Here is a 14,367-nt window from a genome sequence, read left to right on the forward strand (position 1 = left end):
ATCCCTTATTGTCAAATAATAGTGGCACCGAGCGTGTGCTCGAAATGCCCTAACGCCCACTCATGTCCTGCTTGGTTAAAGGAGGCAACAGCATTTTTATGAATGACAATATCGAACCCTTTATTATAAGCATCTACTGCTGTATGAAGAACACAGATATCTGTACAAACGCCGATTAAGTGAAGCTCAGTAATTCCTCTTTCACGTAATTTCAATTCTAAATCTGTTCCTGCAAAAGCAGAGTAGCGTGTTTTATCCATGTAATAGACGCAATCCTGCTCTTTATTTGCCTCATATAGTTGCTTTAATGCTCCATATAAATTTCTACCTTCTGTATTTCGAATATTATGTGGTGGGAATAGCTTTGTTTCTGGATGGTAGACATCCCCCTGTTCATGAACATCTATCGCAAAAACTGTAAAATCACCGTTCTTAATAAATTCCTTTGTTAATTCAACATTTGTATGTTCGAGTAACTGCCCAGGCTCTCCACAAGTAAGAGCTCCATCTGTCGCTACAAAATCCACTGTATAATCAATATTAATTAATGCACGTTTTTTCATCATCGTCTCATCACTCCACTTTATTAATTAGTAATATTAAAATTACAAATTACTTCATTTAAAACAATCAGGAAAGATGGCTCTTTCCTAATGATAGATGGACTCCACTATTTCAAAATCAGTGAATGTATAAAGTTGTGAAGGCCTAAATGAATTGCGTTTCGTTTTCTTCGGTTTACCTTCCTCATCTAACACTTTTTGGATAAAAGGTAATTTAGGTGCTTTTGTAAAAAATACTGAATCATTTGAAATTCGAGGATCTTCTCCAACTGTCAGGAGCACCCGCTGTAATTCAGATAAAGTAAACTCTTGTGGTAAAAAGTTTTTGGCAACTGTCGTTTGTATCATATCCCTTTTAATAAATTCCAACGCATCTGTAATAATTCTTCGATGATCGAAAGCTAACTGTAGCGAAAATACATTTTCTATATCAAATAACTGTACATCATCAGCATCATCATTAGCTTGGCGTTGCTCTATATATGTCTCAGGAACAATTGCATAAAACGCATTCGATATCATCCAACCACGTGGATCTCGATCGATTTCATCATAAACACCAAAATGTTGTACATGTAAACCTTCTACATTTGTTTCTTCTTTTAATTCTCTTCTAGCAGCGATATATGCTGTTTCCTTTTGAACAGCATCTACAAATCCTCCTGGAAGTGCCCATTTTCCCCCTTCAATATTCGGGTTTCCTTCAGCATCTTTTGCCGCACGCTTAATTAACATAATCTTCAGTGTCATTTGAGGAGGTGCTTTTTCTTCTATTTTCTCTGACGTAATTGTAAAAATAGCAATATCCGCTGTATACCCATCAGGTGTTTGATATTTTGAAGAATCATAATTCGCAAGCACTTCTTCTTCAGTATGAAATTTTTTCATTGAGTAACCCCTTCAATCAATAACAAGGTTTTAGTAATTTGTAATTTATGAATTACTATTTAGATAAATTATAATCTATTACCAAAGTAATTGCAACCTATATATAAAAAAAGCATAAATAAAGCTTTCTAGCCTTATTTATGCCCATAATATTATTGATCTTTCAGCAGAATTCCATTTTGCACAACAACTTGACCATTTTTGATGACCGTATGTGTATGGTTCATACCGTAGAAGTATTGTAATTGCTTGTAATTAGCAACATCTAGAATCACAACGTCCGCTTTTTTGTCCGCTTCAAGGGACCCTATTTGTTCGCCCCGATTCAGTGCATAAGCCGCATTAATCGTTGTAGCTGTTAATACTTCCTCCAATGTCATACCCATATGCATACAAGCTAAATTCATAATAAATGGTAGACTCATTGTCGGAGATGATCCAGGATTAAAGTCCGTTGAGATTGCTACGGGCACCCCTTCATCAATCATTAGGCGTCCTCTTGCAAATGGTGCCCGTAAGAAGAATGCTGTTCCCGGTAGCAAGACAGCAATTGTACCTGCTTCAGCCATTTTTTTAATACCTTCATCCGATGCCACTAACAAATGCTCTGCCGAAATTGCCCCTACTTCCGCAGCAAGCTCTGCACCTTTATATGGCTCGATTTCATCAGCATGTATTTTCGGGGTTAAACCAAGTGCTTTCCCCGCTTCTAAAATTCGTTGAGATTGCTCTGGTGTGAATACACCTTTTTCACAAAATACATCATTAAATTCAGCTAGTTCTAGCTCGGCCACTTTAGGTAACATATCCTTGATGACGACATCAACAAATTCATCCTCACGACCTTTATAGTCTCGCGGTACTGCATGCGCTCCCATAAATGTACTCACGACATCAATGTCATGTGTAGCTTGTAATTGTTTTGCTACCTCCAGCTGCTTCTTTTCTGTTTCCCAATCCAAGCCATAGCCTGATTTCGCTTCAACTGTTGTCACACCATGCTTTAAAAATACATCTAAGTGTTGCATCGTTTTTTCATATAAATCTTCAAAGCTAGTTTCCCGTGTACGTTTAGTTGTAGCGTGAATGCCACCACCAGCATTCATAATTTCCATGTAGGTAGAACCATTAAGTCGCATATTAAACTCTTGTTCACGAGTCCCACCATGTACTAAATGTGTATGACAATCAACTAACCCTGGCATAACTATCTTACCTGAAGCATCAATAGTCTCCGCTTTCTTTACTAAATCAGGAAAGTCTACCTCTAGTTGATCCAAAGCTCCAACAGCAACAATATGATCTGCCTCAATAAGAACAGAGCCGTTTTCTACCACTGCAATTTCACGCATTTGTTCCTTCGTACGCGGACCTTGTATGTTACTTTTTAATGTAATCACTTCATTGGCATTCTTGATTAAAATGGTCACTTCACATCACCCTTTAACATTGGTATATGCACACCTTTGTTTTTCGCTGTATTAATAGCAATGTCATAGCCTGCATCTGCATGACGAACAACGCCCATCCCTGGATCTGAAACTAATACACGTGCAATTTTTTCTGCAGCAAGCTCAGATCCATCTGCTACTAGCACTTGGCCTGCATGTTGGGAATAACCCATTCCAACACCACCACCATGGTGTACACTTACCCAGCTTGCACCACTCGCTGTATTGACAAGAGCATTTAAAATTGGCCAATCGGATACTGCATCCGAACCATCCAACATTCCTTCTGTTTCACGGTTTGGCGATGCCACTGAACCTGAATCTAAATGATCACGGCCAAAGACAATTGGCGCTGATAATTCACCATTGGCAACCATTTCATTTACTTTTAATGCAAAACGGTGGCGATCACCATAGCCTAACCAGCAAATACGTGCAGGTAAGCCTTGCCATTTAACCATTTTTTGCGCCATATCAATCCAGTTAACAAGGCCTTCATCTTCAGCGAACATCTCTTTCGCAAGTGCATCTGTTTTATAAATATCCTCTGGGTCTCCTGAAAGAGCCGCCCAACGGAATGGGCCCTTGCCTTCACAGAACAATGGACGAATATATGCTGGTACAAAGCCTGGGAAATCAAAGGCATTTGTTACACCCATCTCTTTAGCGTATGCACGAATGTTATTACCATAATCAAATACTTCAGCGCCCGCTTCTTGGAACTCTAGCATTGTCCGCACATGTTCTGCCATTGTTTCCTTCGCTTTTCGTTCATATGTTTTAACATCTGATTTACGCAGTTCTAGTGCTTCTTCAAATGTCATGCCGTTTGGTACATAGCCATTAATAGGGTCATGTGCAGATGTCTGATCTGTTACAAAGTCTGGAATAATCCCTCGATTTAGCAGTTCACGATTGACGTCTGCACAGTTACCAACAAGACCAATTGATGCAGGCTCTTTTTGGTCACGTAATTTATTCACTAAGGCAATTGCTTCGTCCACCGTTTCCACAATGTAATCACAGTAACCTTCTTTAATTTTACGTTCAATGCGTGCACGTTCTACTTCAACAACTAGAATTACAGCTCCTGCCATTTTTCCAGCTAATGGCTGTGCACCACTCATGCCACCCATACCACCTGTAAGGATGAATTTACCACGTAAATCCGCAGTGCCAAATACTTTTTTCCCTGCTTCAACAAACGATAAATAAGTACCTTGTAAAATACCTTGAGCACCAATATAAATCCAGCTTCCTGCAGTCATTTGACCATACATCATTAAATCTCTATCTTCTAATTCATAGAAATGATCCCAATTTGCCCATGCAGGAACAAGGTTTGAATTGGCAATTAATACACGTGGGGAATGCTCGTGTGTACGGAAAACAGCTACTGGCTTCCCAGATTGAATGAGCAATGTTTCATCATTTTCTAATTCTTTTAAAGAAGCAATTATTTGTTCATAGCTCTCCCAGTTACGGGCAGCCTTACCAATACCTCCATAAACAATCAGTTCATCCGGGTTTTCTGCAACCTCTGGGTCCAAATTGTTCATTAGCATACGCATAGCTGCTTCTTGTGTCCAACCCTTACATGTTAGTTCATTTCCACGTGGTGCACGAATTTCTGTTTTAAATACCATACAAAACACTCTCCTTTAAAATAGTAAAAATGCTATAGGTGTTACGATAATTAAAGTTAATACGACACGCTCAAACCAAATCAGTAAAATTTGACGCAACGTCAATGGAATTTCAGATGATAAAATTAGTGGAATAACGGCTGAGAAGAACAATATAGCCGAAATGGATACTACTGCTACAATAAATTTTGTTACGAGTGGTGCTTGTGTCACGACAAGTGCTGGTAAAAATACCTCTGCAAGCGATAAAGATAGGGCCTTGGCTGCTAAAAATGGCTCTGGAATTTGTAGTACGTAAGTGAAAGGTACAAAAATATAAGCTAACCAATCAAAAATAGGCGTGTACGTCGCAAGAACCAATCCAAGTAAACCTATTGATAGAATAGAAGGAATAACACCCATTGCCATAATGAAACCATCCTTCAAATTCATCCATAAAATTTTGGATAAAGGTGGGTTTTGCTCTACAGCCTCCATCGCTTGTCGCCAAGCTTCCTTAAAACGATCCTTCTTAACGATCTTTTCGGGCATAGGTGTCGAACCCTGGTAATATTCATCCTTCATTGAACGAAGTGGATATATACGAGCTGTTATGGCCGTGACCACAAATGTTACTACGAGCGATACCCAGAAGAATGCATTCCAATGCTGCATAATATCAAGCGTACTCGCAATGACTACCATAAACGTTGCCGATACAGTAGAGAAGCCGGTCGCAATAATAGCAGCTTCTTTCGCTGTATAACGCCCTTCCATATAGACACGGTTTGTTAGAAGTAAACCAACCGAATAACTACCCACGAATGAGGCAACAGCATCAACTGCTGACCGTCCAGGTGTTTTAAAGATTGGCTTCATAAACGGTTGCGTTAACACACCAATGTATTCAAGTAGCCCATAGCTTACAAGAAGTGCTAGAAATAATGAACCAATTGGAATCAGTACTCCTACAGGCTTAATAAGCTTCTCCATCAAATACGGTCCAATACTTTCGTTCGCTAGCCATCCCGGTGCTAAATTAAAAATTAATAAAATTCCTGCTACCATTCCACACACTTTAAAAATAGATAACACAATACTAACAATTGAGTTATTCCATTTTTTAGTTAAAAATGGAAGTAATGCTCCCCCTACGAGCATGATCAGAACATATGCAGTCACCAATAGTGGTACCTCTGCACGGATAAAGTTCACAATATGATCGATTAAGATTGTATCTTTGCCTTGCCATTCAAACGAAACAAAAAAACTGAATATTCCGACTAAACTGCATATAATCATTTTCAAAGCGGAGGAAGCTCGGAAAACCGAGTCTTGCCTCAGCTCTTGTTGTTGAAATTCCATCCAAGTCCCCCTCAGATATTATTTAGAAAGAGCTTTTAACTTTAATTTCTAACAAGTTTATTCAATTAATTTACACATACTCATTAACTAGATCATCACTTGCTAATAAATACTTAGCCAATGCTTCAATTTCATCACCGATTGGTTGATCTGCTAATAATGGTGGACAGAATTCACGCACTTTTTCTAAATACTTTCGAGTTGTTGGAGATAATTGCTCTTCCGCTTTATCTAAATGAATTGCCTGTGATGCACAAATCAACTCTATTGCTATAACACGAGCCGCATTGTGAACAATTTGACGTACTTGACGAGCCGAAGTTGTGCCCATACTCACATGATCCTCTTGGTTGCCTGATGTCGGAATAGAATCCACACTAGAGGGATGTGCCAAGACTTTATTTTCTGAGACAATGGAAGCCGCTGTATATTGTGCAATCATCAGTCCACATTCAATTCCAGGATTTGTCGCTAAAAATGGCGGTAAGCCTTCGTTAAGCTGTGGATTTACCATACGTTCTGTACGACGTTCTGAAATATTAGCCCATTCACTTACACCAATTTTCAAAAAGTCCATTGCTAAAGCAATCGGTTGACCATGGAAATGACCTCCCGACAATACTTCACCACTCTCTAATACAATCGGATTATCTGTCGTAGCATTCATTTCCGTTTGAACGCGGTTCTCTGCATAGAAAAATGACTGCCAAGATGCACCGTGTACTTGCGGAATACAGCGTAGCGAATACGCATCTTGCATGCGAATTTCCCCTTGCTTTGTTACACGTTTACTACCATCAAGCCACTTACGAATACGTCCACCAACCAGCTCTAATTCTGGATGTGGTCTTACAGCTAATAGCGCTGGATCAAATGCTGACGTAATGCCCTTCAATGCTTCTAGCGTCAAACTAGCCGCCATATCTGCTGCAAGTCCAATTCGTTCAGCTTCATTGACCGTTAAAACTCCAATACCTGTCATTGCTTGCGTACCGTTAACAAGTGCCAGACCCTCTTTCGCTTGTAGTCGAACTGGTGTTAATCCAGCTTGCTTTAACGCCTCGCTACCACTCATTTTTTCTCCGTTGAACTCTGCCTTACCTTCACCCACTAGTACTAATGCCAAATGGGATAATGGCGCTAAATCACCACTTGCTCCTACCGAACCTTGTGATGGAACAATTGGATGCACGCCTTTATTAATAAGATCTAATAACAGCTGGACGGTTTCTTCACGAATACCAGAAAATCCTCTAGCCAATGCATTAGCACGTAACACCATCATTGCGCGTACAACATCAGTTGGGAATGGTTCGCCAACACCCGTTGCATCTGAACGTAGTAAATTCAACTGTAATAATTCAATATCTTCTTCTTCAATTTTTATATTGCTGAGTTTTCCAAACCCTGTATTTACACCATAAATCGTTTGCCCTTCTGCTAAACGTTTTTCGATACGCTCTCTACTTAAACGAATTCGTTCTAAACTATCTGCAGAAAGTGCTACAGTTGCTTGCCCCTTTACGATTTCCTCAATTTGTTGTCTTGTTAATGTATTGCCATCAAGCTCGATGATCGAATTCACATGACATCCTCCTATTCCCTTATGTAACTATGTAAATCAATTACGCCTCGGCATCATAGCCGTTGACGCTTAGCTTTTACGTAGAAAAACAATGCGTCCAGATTTTCTCGAAATTGCTCAAAAAGCTCCTCTTCAAAATCTGCGAAATCCACTGGGGGATTTATTTCATCGTAATAGTTAAAACATCAGCATTAAAACACTTTTAAGCGTTTTCATTGCAAAAATCGATGTTGCTGATAGTTGTTCAATTACTCTATTTACATTGTACTAACTACCTTTTTCAGAATATAGAGAATTTTAAAAGAGAAAACAAGACTTTTTTCAGATTCTTATGTTATTTTTATTAATATAATCGTAATCTTATATGAAACTAGAATATTTTAAGGAGGATTGATGGTATGAAGCTGTTATTAATTGATCGTGACCCAACCGAATTAGCAGGCATAAAATGGTTTTTACATACATATTTTCCTGGAGATGTTTTTATTGAAATGTGTACAAGTATTTCAGAAGTGACTCAAAGTATTCGACAATTTGAACCAGATGCGATTCTTTTAAATATCGATTTATTTCCTAATAATCGCTTAAACGCTCTTTATCGAGATTTACAAAAACTATCCGGTGCCATTCTAGCAATGACGACAGAACCCCTATTTAAAAATGCATTAAAAGCAATTGATTTACAGGTTGCCCATCTTTTTGTGAAACCAATTGACTTAGAACTATTAAAGCAAAAACTCGCTGCCATTTCTCTTCGCACACCAAAAATTACAGATTATGCACAAGAGGCGACAAATGATTCCTTTTATTATCAATTATTTTTAGATAACAAATCTAGCTCTATTGAACCTACTTTGCATTTTACAATGATTGAACCCGAGCATCACGAGACATTTAATAAGCTCTACACTTGGCTCCAACAAACTCCAATTCATTTCCATATGAAAACATATCCTCTATCCAATAAAATCGTATGTCTTTTTGACACAGACGATATAAAAATGGTGGAGAAGGATGTTCGAACGTTAATGAAGGAATGGCGTTTGATTAGTAATAGTTCTTTAAATATCGGGATATATGATGGAACACCTACAACCATTAAAAATATGTATGCATTAACAAAGCGTGCACTACATCAAAGTTTTTACGAAGGCTTTGGTCATATTTTTTATGCCAGCAAACAATTTGAAACACAGCCCTTTGATCCATTACTAACACCAGAGGAGCAACAATTATTAATAAGTAGTTTGGAAGATGGAAACTTAGAGGCTGTTAAAACTTTTTTATATCGACTTTCTAATGAGGGAATCTATTATGAACAAGATGATTTACGTATTCATCTGACAAGTGTCTTAGCACAAATCCGGCGCTTTATGTTGAAATATAAATTACATGAAAAAGCTGTTATTGAACAAAACTATCGTCAGCTATTTCACATCATTATCGAGCATCCTATTTTTTATACTATTCTCAACAGCATTATTTCTTTTACACAAACTTTAATCGAGTTAGCAAGAGAAGCCCGGATGGAGAAAAGAGCCGATTATGTTGAACTAGCTTTAGAAATAATTGATCAACACTTTAAAGATAGTGCATTATCTCTACCCTTTGTTGCTCATAAGCTCGGAATTAGTCCTAATTATTTAAGTACGATTTTCTCTAAGAAGCAAGGCCTGCCATTTAAGCGCTATTTACAGCAAGTTAGAATTCATCATGCTACAAAAATGCTACTAGAAACAGATTTTGCAATTAGTGAGATTGCTCATTTAAATGGATTTGATGATCCAAATTATTTCATTAAAATCTTTAAACAACAAACTGGTATTACGCCAAACCGATATAGAAAAAAATAAAAGTTTGTTTAAAATAGTTTTCAATTAGCTCACTTTATTTTCAATAAAGATATTTTTAACGCAGTCATTTCTCTTTATTACTTTACAAATTGAGATTAGCTAAGCAAAATTCAAGTGAAAAACTATGTATATTACTTCTGTATAGCGCATATATTTATAGTTTATACTTAAATATATAAATTCTTTAACGATAATTATTATAATGTACTAGCAATTCTATTTTATATTTGTTATAGTTATAGATGAAGAGTTTGACTCACATTTTTTTCAGGAGGTAAACTAATATGACAAACGCAAATGATCGTAGCCGTCGTTTTACAACAGCAGGTGGCGCTCCAGTAGTAAGTAACCATGACTCTATGTCAGCAGGTCCACGTGGCCCTCTTTTACTTCAAGATGTATGGTTAGTAGAAAAATTAGCAAATTTCAACCGTGAAGTAATTCCTGAGCGTCGTATGCACGCAAAAGGTTCAGGTGCATTTGGTACTTTTACTGTAACGCATGATATTACTCAATATACAAAAGCTAAAATCTTCTCAGAGATTGGCAAAAAAACAGAAATGTTCGCACGTTTCTCTACAGTTGCAGGTGAACGTGGTGCGGCAGATGCTGAGCGCGATATCCGTGGCTTTGCTCTTAAATTCTATACAGAAGAAGGTAACTGGGATTTAGTAGGTAATAATACACCTGTATTCTTCTTCCGCGACCCATTACACTTCACAGATTTAAACCACGTGGTAAAACGTGACCCACGTACAAATATGAAAAACGCTAATTCTAACTGGGATTTCTGGACTTCATTACCAGAAGCACTTCACCAAGTGACAATCGTAATGTCTGACCGTGGTATTCCAGCTGGTTACCGCAATATGCATGGTTTTGGTTCTCATACGTATAGCTTTATCAATGCTGATAATGAACGTGTTTGGGTTAAATTCCACTTCCGTACAGAGCAAGGCATTAAAAACTTAACTGGCGCTGAAGCTAATGACATCATTGGTCAAGACCGCGAATCTTCACAACGTGATTTATATGAAGCAATCGAAAAAGGCGATTTCCCTAAATGGAAAATGTACATTCAGGTAATGACTGAAGAGCAAGCTCGCGAGCTACCATACAACCCATTTGATTTAACAAAGGTATGGTATAAAAAAGACTTCCCATTAATTCCAGTGGGTGAGTTTGAGTTAAACAAAAACCCGGACAACTATTTTGCAGAAGTTGAACAAGCTGCATTTGCACCGTCTAATATTGTTCCTGGTATTAGCTTCTCACCAGATAAAATGTTACAAGGTCGTATCTTTGCATATGCAGATGCACAGCGTTATCGTCTCGGTGTTAACCACTATATGCTTCCTGTTAACGCACCGAAATGTCCATTCCGCACTTTCCACCGTGATGGTGCAATGCGTTTTGATGGCAACCTTGGTTCAACACTAGGTTATGAACCAAATAGCTATGGTGAATGGGAGCATAACTTAGACTATAAAGAGCCTGAATTACGTATCGATGGTCATGCAGGTATTCACGACTTCCGTGAAGACGACAACAATTACTTTGAACAACCAGGTAAACTATTCCGACTTATGACGGCAGAAGAGCAACAACGTCTATTTGAAAATACGGCAAATGATATGGCTTCTGTTGAAGAATTCATCAAGCGCCGTCACATCCTTCACTGCTATTTAGCAGATCCAGCATATGGTGAAGGTGTAGCAAAAGCAATGGGTCTTTCATTAGAAGGTATGGATCTTACAAACCCATATGTAAAACAACCAACAAACGTTTAATATTCCACTTATTATTGATATCCAAATCCAATTTTTACTCCATGTGAATTTTTCACTCACATGGAGTTTTTTAATCACAAAAGGCTTGTGTCGATACTACAACACAAGCCTTTTTACATTATTGATAAATCTGACTACCCGCTTTTTTAAATTCCTCTGCCTTTTCCTTCATACCTCGATGGATCGCTTCTGTCGTATTCAAGTCTTTTTCTTTAGCATAATTTCGAATATCTTGTGAAATTCGCATACTACAGAACTTAGGACCACACATAGAGCAAAAGTGTGCTGTTTTTGCTCCTTCTGCTGGCAAAGTCTCATCATGATACTCCACCGCTCTTTCTGGATCGAGAGATAGATTGAATTGATCACGCCAGCGGAATTCAAAACGTGCTTTTGATAGTGCATCATCTCGGCGTTGTGCACCAGGATGCCCCTTCGCTAAATCTGCCGCATGTGCCGCTATTTTATACGTAATTACTCCCACTCGAACATCCTCGCGATTAGGTAAGCCAAGGTGCTCCTTTGGTGTCACATAGCAGAGCATTGCTGTCCCAAACCAGCCAATCATCGCTGCCCCAATAGCCGATGTAATGTGGTCATAGCCTGGAGCAATATCCGTTGTAAGTGGACCTAACGTATAAAAAGGCGCCTCCTTACAAACTTCTAATTGCTTGTCCATGTTTTCTTTAATCAGATGCATCGGTACATGACCTGGCCCCTCCACCATCACTTGAACATCATGTTTCCACGCAATCTGTGTTAGTTCACCTAGTGTTTCAAGCTCTGCAAATTGGGCTTCATCATTGGCGTCTGCAATTGAACCTGGACGTAGGCCATCACCTAAAGAAAAAGCAACATCATAAGTCTTCATAATTTCACAGATTTCCTCAAAATGAGTATAAAGGAAATTCTCTTGATGATGATATAAACACCACTGTGCCATAATAGAACCACCACGAGATACAATTCCCGTTACACGATTAGCTGTAAGGGGAACATAGCGTAATAGTACACCTGCATGAATCGTGAAATAATCTACACCCTGCTCGGCTTGCTCAATAAGCGTATCACGGTAAACTTCCCACGTTAAATCCTCTGCTACGCCATTTACCTTTTCCAATGCTTGATAAATTGGCACTGTCCCCACTGGTACCGCTGCATTTCGAATAATCCATTCTCTCGTTGTATGAATATGCTTACCTGTTGAAAGATCCATAATATTATCAGCACCCCAGCGTGTTGCCCATGTCATTTTTTCAACCTCTTCTGCTATAGAAGACGATACCGCGGAATTCCCAATATTGGCATTGATTTTCACATGGAAGTTACGACCGATGATCATTGGCTCCGCCTCTGGATGATTAATATTAGAAGGCATAATAGCGCGCCCAGCTGCAATTTCAGATCGGACAAATTCTGGATCCATATTTTCACGTATCGCTACAAACTCCATTTCAGGTGTAATAATCCCCTGTCTTGCATAATGCAGCTGCGTTACATTTCTCCCTTTTTTTGCTCGTAAAGGCTTTCTTGCCAATTCAGGAAAGACATTTTCATGATTACGCGGATCATCTGCACGACGAAAACCATTATCCTCCGGTTTTATAGAGCGGCCCTCATATGCTTCTACATCTCCTCGCTCTTGAATCCATCCACTTCGTAAGGCAGGTAAACCTTTTGTAATATCTACTTGATAAGATGGATCTGTATAGGGACCACTCGTATCATATACTCGAATAGGGGCGTTTTCTTCATTTCCAAAGCTTCCTGTTGTCGGACTTAATGCAATTTCTCGCATTGGTACTAAAATATCCGGACGGGAACCTTCAACATACACCTTTTTGCTTCCTTCAAAGCTAGACATAATCGTAATGTTCTTTTCACTAATTGCTGACATGAGCTACTTCTCTCCCTTAAATGTTTTTTGTTACAAGGACCGGATCTAGCTCACCCTAACAAATAAATAAAGGCCGAATCCAAAATAATTATTTGGATCCGGCCACGAATGTAAAGGTTGAAATTGCATACACATACTATGCAATAGTTTCTTAACTTTCCCACGCTGGTATGAGCCAGATCAGGTCCAAAGGGTCAAGAAACCTCTAAGCGTTTCCCTCTCAGCCTGACTCATCAGACTCCCCTAGTTAATACTATTTAGTTTGATGCTAGTGTAGCAGATATTACTATGAGATGGAAGTTTTCCATTCATTATTTTTTAATATTCTATTGATTAAGCAAATAATACGTCCGCAAGATAAATCACTATTGTTACCGTTATACAGCTGACAATAGTTGAAAATAAAACAGTTTGGGCAGCTGTTGCCGATTCCACATCGTATTCCAATGCTAGACTAGAGCTATTGCGGGATGTCGGGAAAGCACTGGCTATAAATAGTGATTGAGCGACAACTCCATCTAACCCCAATAAAAAAATAATGGCTAAAGCTACGGCTGGTCCGACAATTAAACGTGTGAAGCAGCTGACGAAAACCGTTTTATTAAACATAGATTTGATTTCAAGCTGCGATAATTGCGCACCTAACGTGATTAGTGCCACAGCAATAAAGCCATCTGCTACATGGTCTATTGGTATTTTAATAAACTGTGGAATACCGATATTAAAATAGTTCATGGCTACACCAATAATCAACGCATGAATGATGGGCATTTTAAAAAAATCTTTAATAATCGTCATTCCTGATTTGGTAGAGGAAATTAAATTATACAAACCATATGTATAAGTTGTCATATTTTGAAAGATTACAAGGATGACCTGAATCGCTACACCAATAGGTTGTGTTACAAAAATCATTTGAGCTACCGGAATGCCATAGTTCCCAGAGTTAATGAGCACAACACTATTTTTAAAAACTGCTGCCTCTGTTTTAACTAAACCAAGCCACTTCGCAAAAAGGTGACTGAGTAGCATTTGGCTCCCAATAAAAAGCACAATAAACAATCCGACCTCTGCCAGTACAGACAGCTCTACACTCGTCTCATATAAATTTACAAAAACAGCTGCTGGCATAAAGCAATATGTAATAAGCTGAGACAACGCTTTTAAATTAAAGCGAAATCTCTTTTGTAAGATAGCACCTACTATAAGTAACACTAAAATAGGTGCAACAATTTGAAAGAAAATCATTCCGAGATACATCATTTCGATGACCCCCTTCCCTTCTTTTATAGTAGTGCCGAATTTCTACTAGGTCAATGTCTCTTCCAATAAAAAAAGACTGCCTATTTG

Annotated in this window: 10 protein-coding genes and 1 riboswitch; of the genes, 2 read left to right on the plus strand and 8 right to left on the minus strand. The window is 38.5% G+C overall.

The window, feature by feature from the left end; all coding sequences use genetic code 11:
• Positions 1 to 11: 11 nt before the first annotated feature.
• The 6 genes from ABC382_RS14225 to hutH all read right to left on the minus strand — a co-directional run bounded on the left by ABC382_RS14225 (position 12) and on the right by hutH (position 7,477).
• The gene (locus ABC382_RS14225) at positions 12 to 566 is read right to left on the minus strand and encodes a cysteine hydrolase family protein (RefSeq protein ID WP_412926946.1); all 555 of its coding nucleotides are present in this window, start codon (positions 564 to 566) and stop codon (positions 12 to 14) included.
• Between the two features lie 84 nt (positions 567 to 650).
• On the minus strand, positions 651 to 1,451 hold the full coding sequence (locus ABC382_RS14230) for an NUDIX domain-containing protein (protein ID WP_322612096.1): 801 nt from the start codon (positions 1,449 to 1,451) through the stop codon (positions 651 to 653).
• 152 nt (positions 1,452 to 1,603) lie between these two features.
• Positions 1,604 to 2,881 (minus strand): imidazolonepropionase, encoded by a 1,278-nt coding sequence (hutI, locus tag ABC382_RS14235; RefSeq protein WP_274795268.1) that lies wholly within the window; start codon positions 2,879 to 2,881, stop codon positions 1,604 to 1,606.
• Positions 2,878 to 4,548 carry a urocanate hydratase gene (gene hutU, locus ABC382_RS14240; RefSeq protein WP_274795267.1) on the minus strand — a complete coding sequence of 557 codons (1,671 nt, stop codon included), beginning with the start codon at positions 4,546 to 4,548 and terminating at the stop codon, positions 2,878 to 2,880. Before hutU ends, hutI begins: the two co-directional genes overlap by 4 nt.
• A gap of 15 nt (positions 4,549 to 4,563) precedes the next feature.
• Entirely contained in the window at positions 4,564 to 5,892 is a 1,329-nt protein-coding gene (locus ABC382_RS14245) for a YjiH family protein (protein ID WP_274795266.1), read from the minus strand.
• Between the two features lie 70 nt (positions 5,893 to 5,962).
• Positions 5,963 to 7,477, minus strand: coding sequence for a histidine ammonia-lyase (hutH, locus tag ABC382_RS14250; RefSeq protein ID WP_274795265.1), 1,515 nt, complete (start codon positions 7,475 to 7,477; stop codon positions 5,963 to 5,965).
• Positions 7,478 to 7,875: 398 nt separating this feature from the next.
• On the opposite strand from hutH, the gene ABC382_RS14255 reads away from it, so the two are divergent.
• Positions 7,876 to 9,330 (plus strand): helix-turn-helix domain-containing protein, encoded by a 1,455-nt coding sequence (locus tag ABC382_RS14255; protein ID WP_274795264.1) that lies wholly within the window; start codon positions 7,876 to 7,878, stop codon positions 9,328 to 9,330.
• Between the two features lie 284 nt (positions 9,331 to 9,614).
• On the plus strand, positions 9,615 to 11,120 hold the full coding sequence (locus tag ABC382_RS14260) for a catalase (protein ID WP_274795263.1): 1,506 nt from the start codon (positions 9,615 to 9,617) through the stop codon (positions 11,118 to 11,120).
• 118 nt (positions 11,121 to 11,238) lie between these two features.
• On the opposite strand, the gene thiC is transcribed toward ABC382_RS14260, so the two are convergent.
• Positions 11,239 to 13,017 (minus strand): phosphomethylpyrimidine synthase ThiC, encoded by a 1,779-nt coding sequence (thiC, locus tag ABC382_RS14265; protein ID WP_274795262.1) that lies wholly within the window; start codon positions 13,015 to 13,017, stop codon positions 11,239 to 11,241.
• Between the two features lie 140 nt (positions 13,018 to 13,157).
• A riboswitch (TPP riboswitch) is annotated at positions 13,158 to 13,272 on the minus strand.
• A 78-nt stretch (positions 13,273 to 13,350) separates the two neighbouring features.
• Positions 13,351 to 14,280, minus strand: a complete 930-nt coding sequence (locus tag ABC382_RS14270; protein ID WP_274795261.1) for an AEC family transporter — start codon at positions 14,278 to 14,280, stop codon at positions 13,351 to 13,353.
• Positions 14,281 to 14,367 lie beyond the last annotated feature (87 nt).

Source organism: Lysinibacillus phoenicis, assembly GCF_047238325.1.
In the GTDB taxonomy this organism is placed as follows: domain Bacteria; phylum Bacillota; class Bacilli; order Bacillales_A; family Planococcaceae; genus Lysinibacillus; species Lysinibacillus irui.

Bases quoted from the DNA above. Each gene is read 5' to 3' on its own strand.
- ABC382_RS14255 (WP_274795264.1), top strand. From the start codon at position 7,876: ATGAAGCTGTTATTAATTGATCGTGACCCAACCGAATTAGCAGGCATA.
- ABC382_RS14245 (WP_274795266.1), bottom strand. From the start codon at position 5,892: ATGGAATTTCAACAACAAGAGCTGAGGCAAGACTCGGTTTTCCGAGCT.
- ABC382_RS14225 (WP_412926946.1), bottom strand. From the start codon at position 566: ATGATGAAAAAACGTGCATTAATTAATATTGATTATACAGTGGATTTT.
- ABC382_RS14270 (WP_274795261.1), bottom strand. From the start codon at position 14,280: ATGATGTATCTCGGAATGATTTTCTTTCAAATTGTTGCACCTATTTTA.
- ABC382_RS14230 (WP_322612096.1), bottom strand. From the start codon at position 1,451: ATGAAAAAATTTCATACTGAAGAAGAAGTGCTTGCGAATTATGATTCT.
- ABC382_RS14260 (WP_274795263.1), top strand. From the start codon at position 9,615: ATGACAAACGCAAATGATCGTAGCCGTCGTTTTACAACAGCAGGTGGC.
- thiC (WP_274795262.1), bottom strand. From the start codon at position 13,017: ATGTCAGCAATTAGTGAAAAGAACATTACGATTATGTCTAGCTTTGAA.
- hutU (WP_274795267.1), bottom strand. From the start codon at position 4,548: ATGGTATTTAAAACAGAAATTCGTGCACCACGTGGAAATGAACTAACA.